Consider the following 25,067-nt stretch of genomic DNA (forward strand, 5'->3'; position numbering starts at 1 on the left):
TTTTATTCTGCATAGTAGCTTAAATCTGGACGAATTTTAGCTTCTACTTCATTGTATTTAGTAGCGAGCTTAATAACTTCCCAAAATGTAGCTTGGCTTTCATCTCCTAAAAGTTCATCATCATCTTTACCGTCTTGTGCTATGGCTAACTCACTTTCACCAGCTACAGAGACCATATAGTAACTTTCTTCGCTACCAAAACCGCTGTGATATACCTCATATCCATTTTTAACACCTTTATTTTCAAACATCTCTTTAATTTTTGCCATGCCTTCATTCATTGCTTTGGCGTTTTTGGGTGCGTAATACAAAAAGTGATATTCCCTTTCGTTTTTGTCTTTGGTATCATAGCCTTCTGGCATGTATGATAACTCAGGAATGAAATGTATAATCTCGTTACTATGAGAGTCATAGCATTCGTCCATTTCCCCAAACATTTTGCCCATTTCTTCTTTTCCAATTTTCTTAGCAAGGTCTTCCATTGGGTTGGTATCTAACTCAGCCATGTTCTTAATAGGAGATACATAAACGTATCGACCATCTTCCACACTAATAGTTGTCCAACTCATACCTTCAATCTTATTCTCCTCACAGCTATTTTTTAGCTTTAGTGCTAATTCTTCGTATTTTGGCATCATTTCAAACTTTACATTGTCTGTATGTACAACAAACATTGTAGGTTGCGCTTCTTCTTGTGAATTTGAAAAGTTTACAGTAAAAACTGTCATTAAGAGAACTAGTAATCCCATTTTTAAATTCTTCATAATAATTTGATTTAATTGGTTAGTAATATGTTTAATAGCAAGCACTAACAAAGAGGTTAATTAAATCGTAGATAAACAGGACTAGTTTATTTATTTAAAAATCAGAAGTTTATACAGCTAATTTAATAAAAAAATAATTTTAGGATTTATACTACAAATTGAAGTGTTTTAGAGTAGTATGCTTTGGTTTGAATTGAAGAGTAAAAAAGATATCGTTTTAGCTAAAAAAGCTAAACACATTACCACCATAACTTTTAGAATGGCTGTAATGATTTAATTGACTTAAATCGGTGTGTTTAGAATGTTCAACAATTAGAAGACCATCTTCTTCTAAAAGATTATTTTCAAAAACCAATTCAGGAATTTTAGAAAAAACATCTAATTCAAACTCATAAGGAGGGTCAGCAAAAATGATAGTATGCTGTTGTTTTGAATTCTCCAAGAATTTGAAGACATCACTTTTTATAGTATTGATGGGAATTTCAAAAGCTTCAGCAGTTTCATTTATAAATTTAATACATCCAAAATTGTCGTCTACAGCAGTGATTGCTGTGGTACCTCTTGAAGCAAACTCATAACTAATGTTTCCGGTTCCAGAGAATAAATCTAAAACAGAGATATCATCAAAATAATACTGATTATTCAAAATATTGAATAGAGCCTCTTTTGCCATATCTGTTGTTGGCCTAACGGGTAACTTCTTTGGTGCGGTAATTCGCCTTCCTTTGTATTTTCCTGAAATTATTCGAATCAAAACGAATTTAGAATTAAATAATGATGATGAATTTTGGTATCATCAATACTGTTTGAAAATTTAAAATTATATTTTGTGGTGTTAAACTCAACATGTCTTACATAAGTGTAAAGTATGTTGTATAACTCATCATGTTCATCAATTAACCCACTAAGTTTTATGGGAGAGGTTTCTACATTAAGTTTTAATTGTTCAAAAACAAATAAGATATAGTATATAAAATCTTCTTTGCTGTGATATTCAAATACATTGAATAACTGCAGTTTGTTGTAAGTAACAACAAGCAATTCTAATGTAGTTTTGTTACAATTGATATAAACAATAGGTGTTTCTGTAACGTCGTTCTTTTGTAAAACAGAATTGATTAATACACTAGCGGAATGCTTGTAAATAAATTCGCCAAAGGTTTCAAAAATGTAATTGTTGATGTTTACATAAGGTATGTAAACATTAATACTATCATTTACGGCAATATCATCTTCGGTGATAAAATCTGTTTTAAGAATTTTAGCGTTAAACTTTAGATAATCTGCTTTATTATTTTCGTTATATATTTCTTTAGGAACAAGTGATGATAATTCGTTTTGGTGTATAACAGAAACAGAATTAAAATCTTCGGAAAAAATGGTGTTGCTGCTTAATTCAGCTTTTAAATGATTTAAAGTATTGTAAGGTGTAGATTTTTGCTCAAACTCAATAGTATTGAGATATTCTACAGTATTTGTAGTTTGGTTTAGTATACAAAAAGAAAGCCCATTCAAATGTATTTGAATGGACAGTTCTTTAATATCTTTTGGTTTCAAATTTACTCTTTGTTTGTGTAGCTCTTTGGCCAGTTTCCTTTTGTGAATACTTCTTCCATAGAACCTACTTTAAGCGTTGGTCCGTTAACACCATCAACAGAAACTACCTGCTTTTCTTTTTCTACTAAGTAAGGCTCTTGGTCGTTTAAGATAACAGACTTTTCTACACTAGCTTCAAATACAGGGAATTCATCTAGTTTACCTGCTTTTAATGTAAACTTAGCTCCTTCTTCACCAACACCAACGTTCATCATCTTTTTGTAACGGTCACTACCTTTAAATAATGAATCTTTTACAGAGAAATAACTTAAGGTATCTATTAAAGTAATTGTTTTAAAAGTTTCAACACCTTGAAAACGACGTGTAGCTTCTTCATCTAATACTAATGTGTCACGTCTTTGTGTAATTGGCACTTTAGCAGTATCAATAAACTTTATTAAGTTATCAAAACTATCAGTGTATTCACCATTAACTTCTTTATAGACTAATTGAGAGTCTCTAATATCTATTAATCGATCGATAGCTACTGCAAAACGTTTTTTCTTTAATTGGTTGAATTGAATCTCTTCATAAACGGACATGAAGGTTAAATAGCCTAAGAATATAATTAATGCCCAAAGCAAAAGGTTAATGACTGGTTTTAATTTTTTAGGAACAAATTTGTCAATTAACCAAACAATACCAATGGTTAATAGTATAATAACTACAACTGCAATAATTACGTTTAACATTTTCTTTTTTATTAATTAGGTCTTATCGCAAATCTACAATTTTTTTTTGTTCGTAAAAACTATCTAAATAAAAATCATTCAAAAATAAATTGTCAATAACTTATGATTTTGGAAAATATATAATAATGCTATCTTGCTTCATATTTATTACTCTATGATTTCTAATGCATCAGCATTTTACTCACTTTTAAAATCAAAATTTCCATTTGTACCCACATCTAAACAAGATCAGGTACTTATGCAATTATCTCAATTCATTTTTAGTAATGATAAGAATGCTATTTATCTTTTAAAAGGATATGCAGGTACAGGAAAAACCAGTATTATAGGTACTATTGTTGCTAATTTATGGCAAGCAAAAAAAAATGCTGTTTTGTTGGCGCCAACAGGTAGAGCGGCTAAGGTGATCTCAAATTATTCCCAAAAAGAAGCTTTTACCATTCATAAAAAAATATATTTTCCTAAAAAAGAAAAGGGAGGCGGTGTAAAATTTGTAATGCAACCCAATAAGCATAGAAATACAATTTTTATTGTAGATGAATCTTCTATGATTCCTGATGCTCCATCAGATTCCAAGTTTTATGAAAATGGTTCGCTTTTAGATGATTTAATGCAATATGTGTACTCTGGTCATCAATGTAAACTTTTACTTATAGGTGATGTTGCTCAGTTGCCACCAGTAAAATCAGATTTAAGTCCTGCGTTAGATCCTAATGTTTTAAGCTTACACTATAACAAAGAAGTTATAGGAATTGAGCTTGATGAGGTTGTAAGACAAGAACAAGACTCTGGTATATTAGAAAATGCAACGGAATTAAGATCTGTATTAGAATTTGATTTTTATGAAAGTTTCAAATTTAATGTAGGTCCATTTAAAGATATAGTAAGGTTGATTGATGGGCATGAAATAATGGATGCTATTAATGATGCCTACAGCAGTGAAGGTTACGAAGAAACGGCTATAATTGTTAGGAGTAATAAAAGGGCAAACCTATATAATAAGCAAATAAGGGAACGTATTTTATTCAACGAAAATGAATTGTCAGCCGGAGATTACCTTATGGTGGTTAAGAATAATTATTTCTGGATAAAACCAACAACCGAAGCTGGTTTTATCGCTAATGGAGATATTATTGAAGTATTAGAAATATTCAGTATCAAAGAATTATACGGGTTTAGATTTGCCGAAGTAAAAATTAGAATGGTAGATTACCCTAGAATGCGACCTTTTGAAACCGTTTTACTTTTAGATACTATAGATGTTGAAAGTGCATCTTTAAGTTACGAAGATTCCAATAGATTATATCAGGAAGTAATGAAGGATTATGAGAATGAAACCTCAAATTATAAAAAGTTTTTAGGTGTAAAAAACAATAAATACTTCAATGCATTACAAGTGAAGTTTTCTTATGCTATAACATGCCACAAATCTCAAGGTGGACAATGGAATACCATTTTTGTAGAGCAACCTTATTTACCAGATGGTATGGATAAAGATTATATCCGTTGGTTATACACTGCTGTAACAAGAGCCAAAGAAAAACTATATTTAATTGGTTTTAAAGACGATATGTTTACCGAAAACCATTTGAACTGATAAGCTAAATAGCATAAGGCTTTCATGAGCCATATGCATATAAACTTTATAAAAAGTTAAAACATAACAAGACAAAATCATCCTAAAACAGTATTTTTGAATTCAGATAAAGTCGAAATATGAAGATTATTTCCATGATTCCTGCACGGTATAGTGCGTCACGTTTTCCAGGTAAATTAATGCAAAATTTAGCAGGAAAATCGGTGATTTTAAGAACTTATGAAGCTACTGTGGCTACAGAACTTTTTAGCGAAGTCTATGTGGTTACCGATAGCGAAATTATTTATAATGAAATTGTAAATAATGGAGGCAAAGCCATTATGAGCCAAAAAGAACATGAGTCTGGAAGTGATAGAATTGCTGAAGCCGTAGCCAATGTAGATTGCGATATTGTGGTAAATGTTCAGGGAGACGAGCCCTTCACAGAAAGAGAAAGCCTTTTTAAAGTTCTAGAAGTTTTTAAAGGAGATGCAGAAAAGGAAATAGATTTAGCTTCACTTATGGTTGAAATAACTGACTGGGATGAAATTAATAATCCAAATACAGTTAAGGTTATTGTAGACCAAAATAATTTTGCACTTTACTTTTCACGCAGTCCAATTCCTTTTCCACGAGATAAAAATGTAGGTGCACGTTATTTTAAACATAAAGGTATTTATGCATTCAGAAAACAAGCGTTGTTAGATTTTACGGTATTGCCGATGCAATTTATAGAAGCTACCGAAAAGATAGAATGTATTCGTTATCTAGAATATGGTAAACGTATAAAAATGGTAGAAACTGAAGTACAAGGTGTGGAAATTGATACACCAGAAGATTTAGAAAAAGCCAAGCGTTTGTGGAAATAGATTACAGTAACATAAAAGTAATTGGCTTTGATGCTGACGATACACTTTGGGTCAATGAGACTTATTTTCGTGAAGCAGAAGAAAAAGTAGGCCAATTATTATCCCATTATGAAACCCCTAATAAAATAGACCAAGAACTATTTAGGTTGGAAATAAAAAATTTACCAATTTATGGTTATGGAGTTAAAGGGTTTGTGCTTTCTATGATAGAATTGGCTATTGAACTATCTAATGGGCAAGTTTCAAACGAAATTATTTCAAAAATACTTCAAATAGGTAAGGATATGATAAACAAACCTATTGAGTTGTTAGATGGAGTAGAAGACGTATTAAAATCACTTTCCAAAGATTATAAGCTTATTGTAGCAACAAAAGGAGATCTTTTAGATCAGGAACGTAAGCTAGAAAAATCAGGTTTGCTCCAATATTTTCATCATATTGAAGTTTTAAGTGAGAAGCAAGAATCTAATTACGAGAAGCTTTTGAAGCATTTAGATATTAATCCATCAGAATTTTTAATGGTTGGTAACTCATTAAAGTCAGATATTTTGCCACTTGTAAATATTGGTGCAGAAGCTATTCATATACCTTTTCATACCACTTGGCTTCATGAAGAAGTTACAAAAAACGAAACTGATGGTGTGGAGTATAACACTATAAAAAGTTTAACAGAAATTTTAAAATATTTCAAACCGACTAAATAGAACTAAGTTCTTATTTTTGAAAAAGATATTAAAAAGTAAATGACATACAAAAATTATCCAATGGTGTCCAGAATTGTCTTTGGACGTGGAAGTTTCAATCAACTTGATGAGATTCTTGCGCCAAAGCGTAAAAACAGACAGGCTCCATTTATATTTTATGTAGATGATGTCTTTAAAGGCAATCATTGGTTAACGTCTAGGATAACACTGTCTTATAAAGATAAAATTGTTTATATACCTACTGAAGATGAACCTAAAACATCTCAGATAGATCAACTGGTAGAAGATATTATTTTAGAATATAGTGAATTGCCTTCTGGAATTATTGGTATTGGTGGTGGTATTGTAATGGATATTGCAAAAGCAGTTTCATTAATGCTAACCAACAAAGGGGAGTCAAAAGATTACCAAGGTTGGGATTTAATTAAACATCCTGCGGTATATCATGTTGGTATCCCTACAATATCTGGAACAGGAGCTGAAGTATCTCGAACAACAATACTCACGGGTCCAGAACGTAAACTGGGTATTAATAGTGATTACACACCATTCGATCAGGTAATTTTAGATCCAGAGCTTACTAAAGGAGTTCCTAAAGACCAGTGGTTTTATACAGGCATGGACTGTTTTGTTCACTGTGTTGAGTCCTTAAACGGAACATATTTAAACGCTTTTAGTCAGAGTTATGGTGAAAAAGCCTATGAACTTTGTAGGGAGATTTTTGTTGAAGATAAATTAAGCGAGGAAGAGTCTCAAGATAAATTAATGATGGCATCCTGGCATGGTGGTATGAGCATTGCCTATTCTCAAGTAGGAGTAGCACATGCTATGAGCTATGGGTTGGGATATTTGTTGGGTGTAAAACATGGTATTGGTAACTGTATTGTTTTTGATCATCTAGAGGAATTTTATCCTGAAGATGTGAAATTATTTAAAGAAATGAAGTCTAAATTCAACATAGAATTACCACAAGGAATTTGTGCAGATTTAGATGAACATCAGTTAAATATTATGATTGAAGTAGCTTTAAGCTTAGAGCCACTTTGGGAAAACGCTATTGGTAAAAATTGGAAAAAAATAGCTACACCAGAAAAATTAATGGAGCTTTACAAAAAAATGTAAGATGCATTGGTTAGCCAAATTCATCTATTTTAAGCTTTTGGGTTGGAAAATTGTAGGAAATACAAACTTTTCAAAAGATGCGCTTAAGAAAGTTGTTATTATAGCTGTTCCTCACACGAGTTGGCATGATTTCTATATTGGCGTTCTGCTCAGAAAAGCTGTAAATATTAAGGTGAATTTTGTAGCTAAAAAAGAATTGTTCAGGTGGCCGTTTGGTTATTATTTTAGAGCCGTAGGCGGTAGAGCTTTGGATAGAACTTCGGGACAGAATAAAGTAGAATCCATTGCAAAACTTTTTGAAAATGAAGAAGAATTTAGGTTAGCATTGGCACCTGAAGGTACACGGAAAAAAGTTGAAACATGGAGAACTGGCTTTTACTACATTGCTAAAACAGCAAACGTTCCTATCATTATGTTTACGCTAGATTTTAAAAACAAACATAATAAAGTCTCTGAACCATTTTATCCAACAGATAATATGGAAGCCGACTTTAAATTTATGAAGTCATTTTTTGAAGGTGTAGAAGGAAAGGTAAAAGCTTATAGCTGAGACTTTGGCATGAGATTTGAATATTATATTATGCAATGAAACATAAAGTAAACTCTATATAGTCCCTAAAAAGAAACATTGCCTCAAAAAGCTATCAAATTTATTTTGGTAGCTTTTTTTCTGCCATATACTTATCGAGAAGATAGTTGGTTTGAGATTGCAATTTAGTTCTGAAAAATTTAGTCCCTCCAAGTAATAAGCCTTTGAATCCCATAGCTTGCTTTGCCCATTTGTGCAGATCAAAGTTGTCTGTATGCTTAATAATAAGTCCATCTTTAAATTCAAATTCGGCATCAATTTTATTATGAACTTTTCTTCCTGTTTTGCTAAAAGTATACATAGCTTCCCAGTGTGCAGAACCTTTATTAGCATCTGTTTTTATATCAGAAAAAGTTACTGTAAAATCTTTTCCTTTTTGAGATTCGCACAACATAAGCCACATAGCCTTGGCGCGTTCACCTTTTAAAATACCAAAAGCAGGATCTTGAAAAATGATATCGTCATGATAGTATGACACCATTTTTTTAGCATCTAAATTGTTAAAAGAATCATAAAATTTAAATATTAAATCACTCATTATCAATTTATTGTGAAATAAGAGTCGATTTTTTAAAACCCACTTATTCATAATTGCGTAGGTAAAGTACAAACAAAAAACTTAAAATCATGAAAAATCAAAATGTAATGAGAAATCGAAAACTGAACTTAACCTTAACTATGGTAATGGCATTATCATTATTTGTAACATCTTGTAGTGATGACGATAGTAATGATGGTGGTATGAATAATACAAGTGTAGAACTTTTTGCCTCAAATAATTCTAATGGTAATATTACTGTTTATGACTTTTCTTCTGGAATGAATGGTTCCTCAAGAACTTTGCTTACTGCATCAACTGCAGCTGATGGTGTTTATTATAACAGTAGTTCTGAATCTGTTTTTCAAGCCTCAAGATCTGGAAACAATTTAGAAGGTTTTATGAATATTGATGATATTTTAGATGGTTCTTCAATTAGTGTAGGTATCACTGGTACAAGTGATATGATGAGTCCAAGAGAAGTTGCTGTAAATGGAAATCTTTTCGTTGTGGCAGACAATGCAGATGTAGATGGCGATACTAATACTCCTGACGGTAGGTTGTATATCTACAACATGAGTGGTGGAAACTTTACTTTAAGAAACGTTATTACAACAAATTTTAAACTTTGGGGAATTACCTTTAACGGTAATGATTTATATGCTGTGGTAGATGCAACAAATGAGTTAGCTGTGTTTACCAATTTTCTATCTAATACATCAACAACTACACTTAGTGCTTCTAAAAGAATTGCTATAGAAGGTATTGTTAGAACACATGGTATTACTTACGATGCTGGTTCTGATGTATTGGTGATGACTGATATTGCTTTAGCGTCTAACGGACAAGATGATGGAGGTTTTCACGTGATTGAAAACTTTACTAACAAACTTAACTCTACAGCTAATGGTGCAACATTAGCAATGTCTAGCCAGATTAGAGTTGCTGGTAGCGCTACAATGTTAGGTAACCCAGTAGACGTAGCTTATGATGCTGATACAGAAACAGTATATATTGCTGAAGCTGGTAACGGAGGCGGAAGAATATTAGCCTTTAATGATATAGGCTCTGGAGGAAATTTAACTCCAAGCTTTAATAGCGCGCTGGCATCGGCTTCGTCGGTGTACTTGTCTAGCAATTAATAATAATGATTGAGTTTTTAAATTTAAATTGCTATGAAGAAGAGGGCTTCCTTTAATTAGGAAGCCTTTTTTATTCTATAACAATTTTATTTCTATAGCCTATATCGGTGCGTTTATCAAATAAGAAATCAAAATAAATAGCATCACCAGCTTTACCTTCAACCATTACTTTCGTTCTTCCTATCTCTTGGTTCTTTTTGTTGTAAGCCTTAGCTATAAGTTCTTTGCTAAAATCCTTTTCAAAAATAATGTATAATATAAGCTTGTTGTTATTACCTACAGGTTGACTTTCTATGTCATAAACACCTTTCTTTAAGCCTTTGTTTAATAGTTCTTCAGAGAAAATAATTTCGCAATCTAAGGTTTTGTCTACACCATCAGAAACTCCATCAAAAAATTCCGTAGCAGATTCGCCGACAACTTCGCCACCTCGATTTATGCCTTCTTTAGCTTTATTAGAAATTCTATCACAGGATAAAAAGAGTATTAACGTAATTGTAAGTAATAATCTAAAATATTTCATTCTGAAAGTGATTTAATTTATAGTTATAAAACTACAATTTTAGAAGTAATTAATTAGTATAACGCTTTACTTTATCAATCAACTTTGTAATTTTTGAATAGATAAATTCATTGGTCTTCACATAATAAAAGGCAATAAAACAAACTGTTAATAAAAATAGAATTGCGCCAATTATCGCTTGCCATGGTACAAGTGTTCTTCCTATAAATCGATTGAGTCCTAAACCTGTATAACTTCCATAAATAATTATAAAATGAATGACATAGATGGATAAGGTTTTTTGTCCAATCTTTAAAATAACCGGTTGCTTAATATAGTTTTCGAACAGATAGAAAATAGCAAATATGACTAAAACGTTTCCAAGTCTGGTAAAGAGGTAATTGTAGTTTGCGGCATCTAGTAATAATTTAAAATCTGTAATATAAGATAAGCTTGTTAGTATATCAGATGATAGCATTATAAGAACAATACCAACAACAAAAAAACCTGAAACAATAGCGAGCTTAAATTTTGGACGCTCTAAATATCTGTAAAATAGAGTGGCTATAAACGCACCAAAAGCTACATAACCAAACCAAGGAATAATATTAAAAATAGAACCATTGGCTTTAGATAAATAGTTGGAAAATACCAGAGGTACATTAGGCAATTCTAAAAACCGATATAAGGGTTCTGTAATAAAAATAGTAACTCCAAAGAGCAACATTAATATAGAAAAAATTAGTGTCTTTTTAAAAGTAGCTTTATAAACTAATACGACCATGATTAGAGATAAACCAATGCATTGTAATACATCAACTACTAAAAAATAGGTGTGAAATTTTCCAATAAGCCATTCAAACAATGGAATTCTAAGTGAGTAACCTATAGCAATAAGCATAAGACCGCGTAACAAGCCTTTACGCATGCGAATTTTCTCTGTGCCTTTATGTTTAGCCTTTATTAAGAGATAGGAAAATATTAAACCCGAAATAGTAAAAAATGTTGGAGCTGTAATACCTCTAAAATATTCCCAAGTACTGTAAGCTATATCGTTAGGGTCTCTATACGAAACATCCATCAACGTATCTATAAAATGCCCTTGTAGCATCATAAGGATGGCAAATGCTCTTACAGCATCAATAAAATATAAACGATTTGCACTCAAGTTATAGTTAGTTGGTATACAAATGTACTATTTACTTGGAAATATAAAAGTTGAAAGTTTTTGGATTCTGAGCTTATCGGTTTTAACTATGATTTTATTAAGGAATTGTAAGCGAGTACTATTGAACTTTAATGAGCTAGTTCATTAAAGTTCAATAGTTATTAAATTAATTTATTACACTTGAAAATCAGTTACAAGAAGAATTATAATAGTTAACAATAGTTTCTAAATCTTCTTTTTTTAGCTCTTTATTTTTAATTTTATTTTGTAAACTAGGGCAATCTTTAAAGTAGTCAGCAGCTCTATTTTTAAAAGATTTTGTAAGACTTACTTGGTTAAAGACTTCTGGTTTTTCACCTTCCTTTAAGAGCATTATCTCGTTATGGTCTAAAAAATAAACAGGTGAATATAAAGCTGTACTATTAGGAACACTAGGGTGAGCTGGAAACATCATATTTCCTCCACTTTGAACTAAAACTGTTCTTCCAACTAACCTCAATTTTCCATCAACTATAAGTTCAACAAAACCTAATTTAGTCTGTTTTTTATTAAGGTATACAGGGATGTATTTAGCTTTTTTTGTTTTAGTAATTTTCTTTTTGCCTTCTTTCTCTTTATATTCTATCGTGAAGATAATATAATCTACTTTATCTGGTGTATACTTTGATTTCTTTCCTTTTTTACTTGTTCTAAATTTTACTTTTTCTTTCTTCAGATTAACAGTTTTACTCATCATTGTTAAGTTTGCTTCTCCTTTTAAAACAGTACCGTTTTTTAAATAAACTTCCGCTTCAGTCCATCCATATTGAGCCATTAATTGTTGTGAAAAAATAAATATTATCAGAATTTGTATTGTTTTTTTAATCATAAATAAGTTTGTTTTTAGTTCCTAATTATTGTCAGCTTTAAGATATTGTTTTGTTTTAATGACTATATCAATTGATAACCGAAGTTGTTTTTTTTAATTATAAAAATCAAAAGTTTAAATAGTATTGTCTATATCTGTCATATTTTAAAACAACGTATACCCCAAAATTAAAGACATAGAGTTGTAGTCTGAAGTCCAATCATTATAATAGGTCAACACGTTTCTTCTTGTGTGTAATCTGCACTCAATACTAAATTTATCAAGCAATTTATAGCCTATGCCAAATCCAAGATTACTAGAGGATTTAATATCTAAGTTAGACCTGTTTTCATATTCAATAACCGAACCATCACTAAATAAGTCTACAACCAAAGAAGCATTTATAAATATCTTAGAGTTCTTATTAAGGAAAAAGTAATGTCTTATACCAATAGGTAACTCAATAGAAGTATAATCTACTTCTACCTTTTGTGTTACAAAATAAGCAGTAACATCTGTGTCTGTTTTAAAGTAATGATAAGTCGGTTCTATAATAATAGCCCATTTATTTTTGTGGAAAGGCATTATCATTTCGGCTTCAACACCTAATCTAAAGGTAGTTTGTTCACCAAAATCAATATACGATGTGATTGAGTAACCGTTGATTGAAAGAGATGTTTGATTGACACCTAGTCTGGCGTTTAGATTAAAGAGATCTTTTTTCTCTTTATTTTCAAAGTTTGTAAATGTTTCGTTATTGCATTTATTGTATTTCTCAAAAAACTTAACCAAATCGCTTTTTCTGTAATGTAAATTCTTAATAGTGCCCATACCAATTGATGAGCATTGAAGATTGTTTATCAATTGTTGTTTGTATTGGTTGTTTTCTGTGATTTTATCAGATTCATTTAGAAATTCTTTGTAAACAAGTTGCTCAACATTTTTGTCTTCGGTACTAAAAAAATAGCGACTAACTTCAGCATTGATATAAGAATATAAATTGGCTTTGCCTTCTATGAGTACTTGTAAAAACAGAGTCTCTTCTTTAAAATCAGGTAGGTAATTTCTGTTTAAATCTTCGTTTCTAGAGCTAGAATAATCTATATCAACGGTATGTCTGCTGTATTTAAATCTATCATATACACCAAACTCTTTTACAGAATTAATTGTTTCTTTTTTATTTTCAGAGGTTTCTGTTAATTTATAGGTAAACCCGTCTGGATTAAATTTTAAATCTACATTTCTTATGAGGCACTCTACCTTTTCATCCGAGTTTGTTATAAAGTAACCTTTTTCAAATTTGATTTGGGAAAAAGAAAATAGATTGATAAAAATGATAAGAAAGAAAGTTAAGGTGTATTTCATGGCTAATAGCTGTAACTTTGTTGTTGTATTGTGTTTGGTTAGTTTTTGATAAAAAATATTGGCAATATAGGTTTTAAAGAATGAAAACTAAAGATTTACAAGTTAATAAAGTAAGAAATTACCAACAATATTTTTGAGATATAAAATTTATGAAAGCATTAGAAAATATACTTGCAGAATTCTCATCCTTAGCCTGGGGTTTACCATTACTTATTTTACTGATTGGAGGTGGACTTTATTTAATTGTGCGTTCACATTTTTTGCCCTTTCGGTATTTAGGGCATGCGATTAATGTACTTAGAGGCAAGTATGACGACCCTAACGATCCTGGTCAGATATCGCATTTTCAAGCGTTAACTACGGCGTTATCTGCTACAGTTGGTATGGGGAATATAGCAGGTGTTGCTGTGGCTATTTCTGTTGGTGGTCCTGGTGCAGTATTTTGGATGTGGGTGAGTGCGGTTATTGGTATGAGTACTAAGTTTTTTACATCAACTTTAGCTATTTTATATCGCGGAAAAGATAGTGCAGGTGAGGTGCAAGGTGGACCAATGTATTTTATCACCGAAGGCTTAGGTAAATCATGGAAGCCATTGGCTGTGTTTTTTAGTGTTTGTGGATTGGTTGGTGCGCTTCCTGTGTTTAATGTTAATCAATTAAAGCAGGCGATAAACGATATTTTATTAGTTCCAAATGGTGTTGAAGTTAATCTGTATACCAATATAGGAATAGGTTTGGTTTTAGTGTTTATAACTTCATTGGTTATTCTTGGTGGTATAAAACGAATAGGTTCTGTAGCGTCTAAGTTAGTGCCGAGTATGGTAGTACTATATTTTGTTTTGGTGGTTGTTATTTTGATTTCGCATAGCGACGTGCTTCTTGATTATTTAATCTTAATTTTTACAGATGCTTTTGCTGCGAATAATTTTAAAGGAGAACCATTTCTAGGAGGTGCTTTAGGCGCTTTGATTCTTCATGGTATAAAGCGAGGTGCTTTTTCTAATGAAGCTGGTATTGGTACTGCGCCAATGGCACATGGAGCTGCAAAAACAGATGAGCCTGTTAGAGAAGGTTTGGTTGCTATGCTAGGACCTGCAATAGATACTTTAGTAGTTTGTACATTAACAGCATTAGCTATACTGGTAACAGGAGTTTGGCAAACTACAGATAATAATGGAGTAAGTCTTACAGCTTCTGCTTTTGCAAATGTTATGCCTGTTTATGGCAAGTATTTGCTTTTAGTTTGTATAGCTGTTTTTAGTATGAGCTCTTTATTCTCTTATTCTTATTATGGTTCAAAATGCATGTCTTTTCTATTTGGAGCAAAAAACAAACATTACTATAATTATTTTTATATTCTAAGCATTATCCTCGGAGCAATCACAAGTTTAAGTATGATGATTAATCTTATTGATGGTGTATTTGCGCTTATGGCAGTACCAACAATGTTGGCTACTATTATTTTGGCGCCAAAGGTTATAGTTGAAGCTAAAAGGTATTTTAAAAGTATTAAAAATTAAGGCTTACTAATCGAAGACTTAAACTGAGCAGGAGTCATCAATTCCATTTTTTTGAATTGTCTGTTAAAGTAACTGGTGTTGTTAAATCCAGATTTAAATGCGACTTCAGACATTCTTAAATCTTTAGCCTCTTTTATCAGTTTTTTGGAAAACTTAATCTTTTCGGAATTAATATAATCTATTGGCGAAATACCTAGTGTGTTTTTAAATTGCTTGTGAAAATGAGAGGTACTCATATGAGCCTTTTCAGCCAATAAATCGACAGAAATATCTTTATTGGTAAGATTGTCTTTTATAAACTTAATGACCGTTCCAATTCTGGTGTCATTAAAAATATTATTAGAGTCATTAATGATTAAGGATTTTGCTTTGGTTTGAAGTAACCTTACGATGAGTTCCTGAATCATTAAATCTAATAATACATCTTTAGATTTATTATTGTTAGTAAAGGTATAAGTCAATCGTTCAATAAGATGATTGACATCTACATTATTAATAAGGTGCGAAGCGGAATCATCAATATCCCAATTATTGTTTTCATTTTCTATTGCAACATTATGATTGAACTTTTCTACGACTTCTTCAATTTTGTTGGCATCAATTCCTAATGCCAAACACTGTGTAGGTTTGTCTTCAGTCGCTAAAGGAAAGTCAATAACCATTTCTTTATTAGTTGGCATTACTACCGATTCTCCTGGGAAAAAATCAAAAGCTTCAAAACCGTCAATATGCATAATTTTCTTTCCTGTAAGCATACTTGCTATAATAGGAAAATCGAAAGTTAAAGACACTTTTTCAGCATAAGCGTGAGTTTCGTAGATATTCAACTCGGCATATTCTGCATTGTAAGTAGTTCTATTTTCTACTAATGTAGTGAGTTTTCGGTTGTTTCTGTGATGACTTAGTAATGTTGCCATATTCAATAATACGAAATTTAATTTCTAAAAAGTCTTAATTATCGTTAATAATAGATATGTTCAAAAATATAATAATTATGTTCAATTTTTTTAGAATTTGATAAAATAACTTTATCAAAACTAAGTAATAGTTAATTTTTTCAACTAAATAATAATAAATTAATAAACAAACAATTTAAAGGTATGAGTTATTCTAAACCACAATTTAAAGACAAATATTCCAATTTTATAGACGGAAAATTTGTACCACCTGTAGGTGGAGATTATTTTGAAAACACGTCTCCTATTGATGGGAGTTTAATTGCAAAATATCCTCGTTCTCAAAAGGAAGATGTAGAAAATGCAGTTGCGGCTGCTAATGCGGCAAAAGAAGCTTGGGGAAATACTTCGGTAACTGAGCGTGCAGCACTTTTAAATAAAGTAGCAGATATTATAGAAGAAAATTTAGAAGAGTTTGCTTTGGTTGAAACTTGTGACAATGGTAAGCCAATTAGAGAAACTTTAAATGCAGATATTCCTTTATGTGTAGATCATTGGCGCTATTTTGCGGCTTGTATTAGAGCAGAAGAGGGTAGTGCGACAGAGTTGGATGCTAATACACTTTCCATGAATATTAAAGAGCCACTGGGTGTGGTTGGTCAAATTATCCCATGGAACTTTCCATTATTAATGTTATCGTGGAAGTTGCCTCCTGCTTTAGCAACAGGTAACTGTGTAGTGTTAAAACCAGCAGAGCAAACACCGTCTTCAGCAACTTTATTAATGGAGAAGATTGCAGATGTTTTTCCTCCTGGTGTCATAAACATAATTCATGGTTTTGGGCCAGAAGCTGGTAAGCCGTTAGCCTCAAGTTCAAAGATTGATAAAGTAGCCTTTACAGGTGAAACTACAACAGGGCAATTAATAATGCAATATGCCTCTAAAAACCTAAATCCTGTAACAATGGAATTGGGCGGGAAATCTCCAAACATTTTCTTTAACTCGGTTATGGATGCAGATGATGAGTATTTAGACAAAGCTATAGAAGGTGCTGTATTGTTTGCGTTTAACCAAGGTGAGGTTTGTACATGTCCTTCTCGTATTTTGGTTCAAGAAGATATCTACGATAAATTCATGGAGCGTGTTATTGCTAGAACTGAAGCAATAGTGCAAACAAGCCCATATAGTACAGACTGTATGGTTGGTGCTCAGGCTTCAAACGATCAGTACGAAAAAATTCAATCCTATATTAAAATAGGAAAAGATGAAGGTGCTAAAGTTTTATGTGGAGGTGAAGCGAATACAGAAGGTGATTTGGCAAATGGTTACTACATAAAACCAACAATTCTGGAAGGTCATAATAAAATGAGAGTTTTCCAAGAAGAAATTTTTGGACCTGTAGTTTGTGTGACAAAATTTAAGGATGAAGCTGAAGCTTTAGAAATAGCAAACGATACACTTTATGGTCTAGGAGCTGGCGTTTGGACACGCGATGCGCACCAATTATATCAAATACCACGAGCTATTAAAGCAGGTCGTGTTTGGGTAAATTGTTATCACGCTTATCCTGCACACGCACCATTTGGTGGCTACAAAAAATCTGGATTCGGTAGAGAAAATCACCAAATGATGATGAGTCATTACAGACAAACAAAGAACATGCTTATCTCTTACGATAAGAATAAATTAGGCTTCTTTTAATGGTTGATTAGTAGCTTTAAAGGCTGGATTATATATTATAGTTCGGCCTTTTTTATTACATTATAATATGAAAAGAGTAGAAATTACAGATAAGGCAGTTGAAATTGTAAAGCAATTAAAATCTAAACACGGAGATTTGATTTTTCATCAAAGTGGAGGTTGTTGTGACGGATCCGCACCTATGATTTTTGAAAAGGATGATATGTATTTAGATGAGAGTGATATTTTTCTTGGTGAGGTTGAAGGAATTCCTTTTTATATGAACCAAGATCAGTTTGAATATTGGAAGCATACACACTTAACAATCGATATTACTAAAGGAAGAGGGGCAAGTTTTTCTTTAGAGATTCCGTTAGGTCTAAGGTTTATTATTCATTCAAGAATATTAACTGAAGAAGAAGACGAATATTTTAATCCTAAGTTAACTTAAGAACACATAAATATTTTCTTACAATGGAAACCTCTAAAATTTATGATTTTAGAGGTTTTATCATTTTAATAAATTTACATGCTTAAATATTGTAATCTTTCAATTTTAAACACGAGTATTTACGGTATTTTTAATTAATTAAGATTATTTTACTTTGTTTGTTGCTAAAATAGTATATTTATGCTAAAATAATATATATGATAATTGATCTGTGTCCAAATTGTGGTTCTGACCAATACATTAAGAGTGGTGTTGTAAAAGAAAGACAACGCTATAAATGTAAAAAGTGTGGTTATTTTTTTACCGTAAATAAGATGGGAAAGAAAGTTGACGACTATTATGTAAACAAATCATTGCAGCTTTATTTAGAGGGTTTAACCTATAGAGAGATTGAGCGTATTTTGGGTGTCTCTCATGTTAGTGTGATGAATTGGGTGAAAAAATATAATATCAAACGTCCTTATAATTCTAATTATCACCCTACTTATAAAATACTAAATGCTCATGAGCTCGGTAAATTCTTTCAGCAACCTGAAAATATAAAAGGAGCAGGAGTTGTTGTAACTGAGTTAGGAGATAAATTTATGCTTATAAAATGGGAGAGATTCAAGGATTAGTATAGTATTTTAACAATTAAGTATATTAACTTTTTGTTAAGCATTTGTTTTTTAGAGATTAGTGGTGCACACAAAACTAATATTTAATAACTAACTAATTTCTAAGCTTTATGAAAAGACTTAATTGTTTTATAGTGTTATTTGCACTATGCTTCTTTTCTGGGTTTTCCCAATCAGAACCTGAAACAGGTTATGGGAAAGGTTACAGAATTAATTTTAACGACGACGGTACTAAGTACATGAGATTTATTTCTTGGGGACAATTTTGGGCACAATATAATGGTGATGCTCCAGATGGTACCGAACAATTATCACTTAGTGTAAGAAGAGCTAGAATTCTAAGCTGGATAAAATTCAGTGATAGATTTTCTCTAGTTACTCATTTTGGACTTAATAGTTTAAATGGTAATAATACTGGTCCGGTTGGTAAAGATGCTAGCGCTCAACTATTCTTCCATGATTTTTGGGGTGAATATAAGGTCGCTAAAGATTTTTATGTAGGTGCAGGTCTTCACTATTGGAACGGTATTTCTCGTTTAAATAATCAGAGTACATTAAATATGTTGACCTTGGATAATAATAGATCTTCATGGTCTACTATAGGTCTGTCAGATCAGTTTGCACGCCACATAGGTGTTTATATTAAAGGTAAACTAGGAAAAGTTCAGTATCGTTTTGCATTGAACGAAGCAAACACAAATACTTTAGATAATGATGCTTCTTCAAGAGATGTTGGTACGGCTACAGTTTATAGAGGAAGAGAGGTGCTTGGAGCTGATGAGGCTGGAAAAGTTATTCAGGGTTATGTAGATGTTAATTTATTGGACCAAGAATCTAACGCTTTACCATACAAAGTAGGAACATACTTGGGGGCTAAAAAAGTGTTGAATGTGGGTGCTGGTTTCTTCAGTCATCCTAACGGTGTAGTGCTTCCTAATGGAGAAGGTGATGATGTCCTTTTGTTTGCAGCTGATGTTTTCTATGATGCACCAATTGGAGAGAATGGATCGGCAATTACAGCCTACGCTACTTATCAAAATAATGATTATGGTGAAGATTTCATTTTAGGACCTTATACAACTGGTAATATGATTTATAGTCACGTTGGTTATGTACTGCCTGGTGATAAAACAAAAACAAGATTCCAACCTTATTTGGCTTACTCTACAAGAGCAATAGATGTTATCGATGACAATGCTAATGAATTTAAACTTGGAGCAAATGTATACTTCACAGGTCATCATTCAAAATTGAGTTTTGAATATGCTAACAGTAAAGTTGGTGATGCAGATGCAACAGGAATATTTACAGTGCAAGCTATGATTTTCTTGTAAAATCGGGCTCAAGAATTTATTTAATAATAACTAACTAAATATTAATTATGAGTGAAAAACAACAACACGCAACAGCGTACTGGCGAGAAAACCTCAGATACTTAATTGTATTGTTAACAATATGGTTCGTGGTGTCTTATGGATGTGGTATTTTGTTTAAAGATGCCTTAAACGAATTTAAACTTGGTGGTTTCAAACTAGGCTTCTGGTTTGCACAGCAAGGTTCAATTTATGTATTCGTGGTTCTTATTTTCGTTTACGTAAGATTAATGAACAAATTAGATAAAAAATACGGTTTCGACGAGTAACCCTTAACTAAAAAAAAATCAAAAAAGATTATGAGTGTACAAACTTGGACATGGATATTAGTAGGGCTTACTTTCGCTCTATATTTTGGAATAGCAATTTGGGCTAGAGCAGGCTCAACAAAAGAATTTTACGTTGCTGGTGGTGGAGTTTCTCCTTTAGCAAACGGTATGGCAACTGCTGCAGATTGGATGAGTGCCGCCTCTTTTATTAGTATGGCTGGTATAATTTCTTTTGCAGGTTATGACGGTTCGGTTTATCTGATGGGATGGACTGGTGGATATGTGCTTCTAGCTTTACTTTTAGCACCTTATTTAAGGAAGTTCGGTAAATTCACAGTGCCAGATTTTATAGGTGACAGATATTATTCTAACACTGCAAGAACAGTTGCGGTAATTTGTGCTTTAATTGTGTCATTTACCTACGTTGCTGGTCAAATGAGAGGTGTGGGAATTGTATTTTCTCAGTTCTTACAAGTAGATATTAACCTTGGTGTTATCATTGGTATGGCAGTAGTATTGACTTTTGCATTGTTAGGAGGTATGAAAGGGATTACCTATACACAAGTAGCTCAATACTGTGTTTTAATATTTGCGTTTATGGTGCCGGCTTTCTTTATTTCTATGCAAATGACAGGAAATATAATTCCTCAAATAGGTATGGGAGGAACAGTAGAAGGTGGTGAATTCTTGTTGGATAAATTAGATAAACTTCACACCCAACTAGGTTTTAACGAATATACGAGTGGGACAAAGTCAACTTGGGATGTATTTGCTATTACACTAGCTTTAATGACTGGTACTGCTGGTCTTCCACACGTAATTGTACGCTTCTTTACAGTTCCTAAGGTAAAAGATGCACGTAAATCGGCAGGATTAGCATTATTGTTTATAGCTATACTTTATACAACAGCTCCAGCTATTTCAGTTTTTTCTAGAACAAATTTAATTGAAACAGTAAGTAATACTGAATATACTGAAATCCCTGAGTGGTTCAAAAACTGGGAAAATACAGGTCTTATTGCTTGGGCAGATAAAAATGGAGATGGAAAAATACAATACGTTAATGGAAGCTCTATAGATGGTAAAAAGCCAGTTTACACTGATGCAAGAGGGGAGTATGGTCAGCGTATGATCTCTAACGCTAACACTTCTGCAAACGAACTTTATGTGGATAGAGATATTATGGTATTAGCAAATCCTGAAATTGCTAAATTACCAAATTGGGTTATTGCATTAGTTGCAGCTGGTGGGTTGGCTGCAGCTCTATCCACCGCAGCAGGTTTATTACTTGTGATCTCAACATCTATTTCTCACGATTTAATTAAAAAGCAATTAAAACCAGACATTTCTGATAAAGGTGAATTAATGTGGGCTCGTATTTCAATTTTTATAGCAATCTTAATTGCTGGTTATTTTGGAATTAATCCACCAGGTTTTGTGGCGGCAGTGGTTGCGCTGGCCTTCGGATTAGCGGCAGCATCATTCTTCCCAGCGATTATTTTGGGTATTTTTGATAAGCGTATGAATAGCCAAGGTGCTATATCTGGTATGGTTGTCGGAATTGTATTGATGTTGTTTTACATGATGAAATTCAAATTGAATATGTTTGGTGGAGGAACTAGTGAAGATTGGTGGTTTGGAACATCTCCTGAAGGTTTTGGTACCATTGCTATGTGTGTGAATATTGTTATCTCTGTAGTTGTATCGAGATTAACAGCAGCACCTCCTCAAGATGTTCAGGAAATGGTTGAAAATATTAGGATTCCTTCTGGTGCAGGAGAAGCATCAGCACATTAATATTTAGTTTTTAATTAGTACTGAATAAAGTTTTATTCAGAAGGTATAATCAGCATTACTTTGTAGTGCTGATTTTCCTTATATTAGTATCAAGAATATACTTATGAAAAAACGCCATGAACAAAAGCTGATAGTTCTCTCTATAGCTTTGTTTTTAATTTTTAATGTGCCTTTTGTATTGATTTTCAGTATTGATGGCCAGTTTCTTGGTGTACCTGTATTTTACTTATTTATTTTTTTAGTGTGGTTAATATCATTGATTATTTCTTACATTGTTTTAAAACGTCACTATGAGTAATTATGCATTGGTAGTCATAATTGTAGTGTATTTGGCAGTGTTGTTCTACATTGCCTTTCTTGCTGAAAGAAAGAAACAGAGCAAGTGGGTTAATAATCCTTATGTATACACCTTGTCCTTGGCGGTTTATTGTTCCGCTTGGACGTATTATGGAAGTGTAGGTATAGCAGCAAATTCTGGTGTTAATTTTTTACCGATTTATCTAGGGCCTGTAATTGCAGCTCCTCTGTGGATTGTAGTACTTCGAAAAATCATAAGAATATCAAAGCAACACAAGATTTCCTCTATTGCGGATTTTATTTCATTACGCTATGGTAACAATCGTTTTCTCGGTGCTTTGGTTACTTTTACATGTCTTTTAGGAACACTTCCTTATATCTCGTTACAGTTAAAAGCGGTATCTGAAACTTTTGAAATAATGTCTGATGAAACCAGTTATGTTTCAACTTCGGCTATAGACGATTCTACGTTTTATGTGGCTTTACTTCTTGCTGTATTTGCTACATTTTTTGGAACTCAAAAAACAGATGCTTCTGAAAAACATAAAGGTATTATTGCATCAGTGGCTTTTGAGTCGATATTAAAGTTGGTCTTTTTCATTGCAATAGGTGTATATATAACCTTTTATTTGTTTGATGGTACAACGGATATTTATGATCAAATTTCTAAAACCGATAATTTTAAAGCCTTAACGAATATTGATGGACTTAAGGGAGGATTTAATTGGTTTTTTACTTTAGGATTATCTTTTATAGCGGTTTTTCTATTGCCAAGACAATTTCAAGTTGCTGTATTAGAAAATAATAGAGAAAAACATTTAAAGAAAGCCATATGGTTGTTTCCATTGTATTTACTACTGTTTAATCTTTTTGTAATATTTATTGCTTGGGCAGGAAAGTTAACCTTTGGGGACTCGGCAAATGCTGAATACTATACTTTATTACTGCCGCTTCAGCATGACAATTCTTTTTTAGCAACTCTTGTGTTTTTGGGCGGCTTTTCAGCTGTGATATCAATGGTTATAGTTTCTACTTTAGCACTTTCGACTATGGTGAGTAATAACTTGGTGATTCCTTATGGTTTCTTGGATAAATTCATTAGAAATCAACCTGAAAGAAATTCAAAATACATAAAAACCATTCGTAGAATATCAATTTTCACAATAATTATATTTGCTTACTTTTTTTATATATCGTTTTCCAAAGAACTGTCGCTTTATTCTATAGGTCTTATCTCTTTTGTTATTATTGCTCAGTTAGCTCCTTCGTTTTTCATTGGATTGTATTGGAATCGAGGCTCTTCTAAAGCTACGATTATTGGGATGATAGTGGGTTTGTGTGTAACCATTTATACTTTGGTGCTTCCTTTTACTCTTGAAGCATATACGGGTACTGATGATTTTGTTCAAAATGGGTTGATGGGAATTTCACTATTAAAACCTCATGCCTTATTTGGAATTGATTTTTTAAGTCCACCTATGCATGCGTTTTTCTGGAGTATTACAATTAATACGCTGTGCTATTTAACATTTTCGTTGACTTCTAAGGGGAATTATAGGGAAAGAAATTATGCTGAAATGTTTGTGGATAGTAGAAATTTCACAACATTACAAGATAGTGCCTTGGTTTGGAAAGGTGAGGCTTACGTCGCTGATATTAAAAATGTTTTAGTGAGATTTTTGGGTGAAAACAGAGCTAATCGAGCGCTAAAAATATTTTTTACCAAATACGATTTACCTCAAGATACCCAGTTAGCAGATGCTAGATTGATTAATTTTTCAGAAAAACTATTGACAGGAAGTATAGGTTCGGCTTCTGCTAAAATACTGATAGCGAGTGTTGTGAAAGAAGAGCAAATAAGTCTTGTTGAAGTGTTAAAAATACTCGAGGAGTCTAAAGAGAATATAGTGAGTAATAAAGCTCTTTTAGAAAAATCAGAAGAACTGTCGCAGTTATCTTCAAAATTAAAAACTGCTAACCAAGAACTGATTACTAAGGATAGGCAAAAGGATGAGTTTTTAGATACCGTGGCTCATGAGCTAAAAACACCAATAACAGGAATTAGAGCAGCTACGGAATTACTTATGGATGATGAGGAAATGCCTAAGGATATCAAAAATCAGTTTTTGAAAAATATTCTTCAGGATTCTGACCGTTTGGGGAGATTAATCAATAATATCTTAGATTTTGAAAAGCTTGAAACAGGACGTCTGAATTTAGATTTGTCTCGTCAAGATATTTCAAAAACAATAGCAAAGGCAATATCAAGCTTAAAACATATAGCAGCTAAAAAGGAAGTTGAAATCATAAATAAGAATCCACACAGTTTTAAACTTGATTATGATGAGGACAGAATCTTGCAAGTTCTTACAAATCTTTTGTCTAATGCAATTAAATTTACAGAAGCTAAAAAGGGAAAAATTATAGTAGATTACAAGTTAGCTAACGAATTTGTAGAAATCTCAGTAAGCGACAATGGTAAAGGGATTCCGAAAGAGGATCACGATTATATATTTGATAAATTTTACCAATCGCAACATCAAAATACAATAAAGCCTCAAGGGAGTGGATTGGGCTTGGCAATTACCAAACAAATAGTAGAAAAACATCACGGAAAAATATGGGCTAAAAAAGGGTTAAAAAAAGGTGCAATGCTTGTTTTTACGTTACCTTTTAAGTAAATTGTCCCCACG

24 protein-coding genes are annotated in these 25,067 nt (G+C 32.3%); 14 read left to right on the forward strand and 10 right to left on the reverse strand.

Annotated features, from left to right (window positions below):
* Nucleotides 1-2: 2 nt before the first annotated feature.
* From AC2H4K_RS15220 to AC2H4K_RS15235, 4 genes are all read right to left on the reverse strand, one after another.
* Entirely contained in the window at nt 3-764 is a 762-nt protein-coding gene (locus AC2H4K_RS15220) for a hypothetical protein (RefSeq protein ID WP_281139679.1), read from the reverse strand.
* A 217-nt stretch (nt 765-981) separates the two neighbouring features.
* A complete protein-coding gene (gene rsmD, locus AC2H4K_RS15225; protein ID WP_493743074.1) occupies nt 982-1,515 on the reverse strand; it encodes a 16S rRNA (guanine(966)-N(2))-methyltransferase RsmD in 534 nt (177 codons plus the stop codon).
* The gene (locus AC2H4K_RS15230; protein ID WP_493742575.1) at nt 1,515-2,321 is read right to left on the reverse strand and encodes a DUF3822 family protein; all 807 of its coding nucleotides are present in this window, start codon (nt 2,319-2,321) and stop codon (nt 1,515-1,517) included. The genes rsmD and AC2H4K_RS15230 overlap by 1 nt, the downstream gene beginning before the upstream one ends.
* A 2-nt stretch (nt 2,322-2,323) precedes the next feature.
* Complete coding sequence (locus tag AC2H4K_RS15235) at nt 2,324-3,052, reverse strand: hypothetical protein (RefSeq protein WP_281139677.1); 729 nt, start codon at nt 3,050-3,052, stop codon at nt 2,324-2,326.
* 154 nt (nt 3,053-3,206) lie between these two features.
* On the opposite strand from AC2H4K_RS15235, the gene AC2H4K_RS15240 reads away from it, so the two are divergent.
* The 5 genes from AC2H4K_RS15240 (at nt 3,207) to AC2H4K_RS15260 (ending at nt 7,873) form a co-directional block, all read left to right on the forward strand.
* A complete protein-coding gene (locus AC2H4K_RS15240; RefSeq protein ID WP_281139676.1) occupies nt 3,207-4,649 on the forward strand; it encodes an ATP-dependent DNA helicase in 1,443 nt (480 codons plus the stop codon).
* 134 nt (nt 4,650-4,783) lie between these two features.
* Nucleotides 4,784-5,497 carry a 3-deoxy-manno-octulosonate cytidylyltransferase gene (gene kdsB, locus AC2H4K_RS15245; protein ID WP_281139857.1) on the forward strand — a complete coding sequence of 238 codons (714 nt, stop codon included), beginning with the start codon at nt 4,784-4,786 and terminating at the stop codon, nt 5,495-5,497.
* Nucleotides 5,488-6,201, forward strand: coding sequence for an HAD family hydrolase (locus AC2H4K_RS15250; protein ID WP_281139675.1), 714 nt, complete (start codon nt 5,488-5,490; stop codon nt 6,199-6,201). Before kdsB ends, AC2H4K_RS15250 begins: the two co-directional genes overlap by 10 nt.
* Nucleotides 6,202-6,240: 39 nt before the next feature.
* A complete protein-coding gene (locus AC2H4K_RS15255) occupies nt 6,241-7,323 on the forward strand; it encodes an iron-containing alcohol dehydrogenase family protein (protein WP_281139674.1) in 1,083 nt (360 codons plus the stop codon).
* Between the two features lies 1 nt (nt 7,324).
* Complete coding sequence (locus AC2H4K_RS15260; RefSeq protein ID WP_281139673.1) at nt 7,325-7,873, forward strand: 1-acyl-sn-glycerol-3-phosphate acyltransferase; 549 nt, start codon at nt 7,325-7,327, stop codon at nt 7,871-7,873.
* A gap of 100 nt (nt 7,874-7,973) precedes the next feature.
* On the opposite strand, the gene AC2H4K_RS15265 is transcribed toward AC2H4K_RS15260, so the two are convergent.
* Nucleotides 7,974-8,450 carry a nuclear transport factor 2 family protein gene (locus AC2H4K_RS15265; RefSeq protein ID WP_281139672.1) on the reverse strand — a complete coding sequence of 159 codons (477 nt, stop codon included), beginning with the start codon at nt 8,448-8,450 and terminating at the stop codon, nt 7,974-7,976.
* An 89-nt stretch (nt 8,451-8,539) separates the two neighbouring features.
* Between AC2H4K_RS15265 and AC2H4K_RS15270 the strand changes: the two genes are divergently transcribed.
* On the forward strand, nt 8,540-9,592 hold the full coding sequence (locus AC2H4K_RS15270) for a hypothetical protein (protein ID WP_281139671.1): 1,053 nt from the start codon (nt 8,540-8,542) through the stop codon (nt 9,590-9,592).
* A 70-nt stretch (nt 9,593-9,662) separates the two neighbouring features.
* On the opposite strand, the gene AC2H4K_RS15275 is transcribed toward AC2H4K_RS15270, so the two are convergent.
* The 4 genes from AC2H4K_RS15275 to AC2H4K_RS15290 form a co-directional block, all read right to left on the reverse strand.
* The gene (locus tag AC2H4K_RS15275) at nt 9,663-10,115 is read right to left on the reverse strand and encodes a hypothetical protein (RefSeq protein ID WP_281139670.1); all 453 of its coding nucleotides are present in this window, start codon (nt 10,113-10,115) and stop codon (nt 9,663-9,665) included.
* 49 nt (nt 10,116-10,164) lie between these two features.
* Nucleotides 10,165-11,262, reverse strand: coding sequence for a heparan-alpha-glucosaminide N-acetyltransferase domain-containing protein (locus AC2H4K_RS15280; protein WP_493742576.1), 1,098 nt, complete (start codon nt 11,260-11,262; stop codon nt 10,165-10,167).
* 187 nt (nt 11,263-11,449) lie between these two features.
* The gene (locus AC2H4K_RS15285) at nt 11,450-12,130 is read right to left on the reverse strand and encodes a hypothetical protein (RefSeq protein ID WP_493742577.1); all 681 of its coding nucleotides are present in this window, start codon (nt 12,128-12,130) and stop codon (nt 11,450-11,452) included.
* Nucleotides 12,131-12,274: 144 nt separating this feature from the next.
* Entirely contained in the window at nt 12,275-13,474 is a 1,200-nt protein-coding gene (locus AC2H4K_RS15290) for a porin family protein (protein WP_493742578.1), read from the reverse strand.
* Nucleotides 13,475-13,623: 149 nt separating this feature from the next.
* On the opposite strand from AC2H4K_RS15290, the gene AC2H4K_RS15295 reads away from it, so the two are divergent.
* A complete protein-coding gene (locus AC2H4K_RS15295; protein WP_493742579.1) occupies nt 13,624-14,994 on the forward strand; it encodes an alanine/glycine:cation symporter family protein in 1,371 nt (456 codons plus the stop codon).
* Here the strand turns inward: AC2H4K_RS15295 and AC2H4K_RS15300 are convergent.
* The gene (locus AC2H4K_RS15300) at nt 14,991-15,911 is read right to left on the reverse strand and encodes an AraC family transcriptional regulator (RefSeq protein WP_493742580.1); all 921 of its coding nucleotides are present in this window, start codon (nt 15,909-15,911) and stop codon (nt 14,991-14,993) included. The two genes, AC2H4K_RS15295 and AC2H4K_RS15300, sit on opposite strands and share 4 nt — an antisense overlap.
* Before the next feature lie 183 nt (nt 15,912-16,094).
* Between AC2H4K_RS15300 and AC2H4K_RS15305 the strand changes: the two genes are divergently transcribed.
* From AC2H4K_RS15305 to AC2H4K_RS15335, 7 genes are all read left to right on the forward strand, one after another.
* Nucleotides 16,095-17,591 (forward strand): aldehyde dehydrogenase family protein, encoded by a 1,497-nt coding sequence (locus tag AC2H4K_RS15305; protein WP_281139665.1) that lies wholly within the window; start codon nt 16,095-16,097, stop codon nt 17,589-17,591.
* Nucleotides 17,592-17,658: 67 nt separating this feature from the next.
* Nucleotides 17,659-18,021 carry a DUF779 domain-containing protein gene (locus AC2H4K_RS15310; RefSeq protein WP_281139664.1) on the forward strand — a complete coding sequence of 121 codons (363 nt, stop codon included), beginning with the start codon at nt 17,659-17,661 and terminating at the stop codon, nt 18,019-18,021.
* Nucleotides 18,022-18,218: 197 nt separating this feature from the next.
* The gene (locus tag AC2H4K_RS15315; protein ID WP_281139663.1) at nt 18,219-18,638 is read left to right on the forward strand and encodes an IS1/IS1595 family N-terminal zinc-binding domain-containing protein; all 420 of its coding nucleotides are present in this window, start codon (nt 18,219-18,221) and stop codon (nt 18,636-18,638) included.
* Between the two features lie 110 nt (nt 18,639-18,748).
* Nucleotides 18,749-19,972 (forward strand): hypothetical protein, encoded by a 1,224-nt coding sequence (locus tag AC2H4K_RS15320; protein WP_281139662.1) that lies wholly within the window; start codon nt 18,749-18,751, stop codon nt 19,970-19,972.
* 47 nt (nt 19,973-20,019) lie between these two features.
* Entirely contained in the window at nt 20,020-20,280 is a 261-nt protein-coding gene (locus AC2H4K_RS15325; protein ID WP_281139661.1) for a DUF4212 domain-containing protein, read from the forward strand.
* Between the two features lie 30 nt (nt 20,281-20,310).
* Nucleotides 20,311-22,077: a sodium:solute symporter family protein gene (locus AC2H4K_RS15330; RefSeq protein WP_281139660.1), complete on the forward strand. Its 1,767-nt coding sequence runs from the start codon at nt 20,311-20,313 to the stop codon at nt 22,075-22,077.
* A gap of 290 nt (nt 22,078-22,367) precedes the next feature.
* The gene (locus tag AC2H4K_RS15335; protein WP_281139659.1) at nt 22,368-25,055 is read left to right on the forward strand and encodes a sensor histidine kinase; all 2,688 of its coding nucleotides are present in this window, start codon (nt 22,368-22,370) and stop codon (nt 25,053-25,055) included.
* The last annotated feature ends 12 nt before the right edge of the window (nt 25,056-25,067 follow it).

This window comes from Winogradskyella sp. 266wxhm (assembly GCF_058964685.1).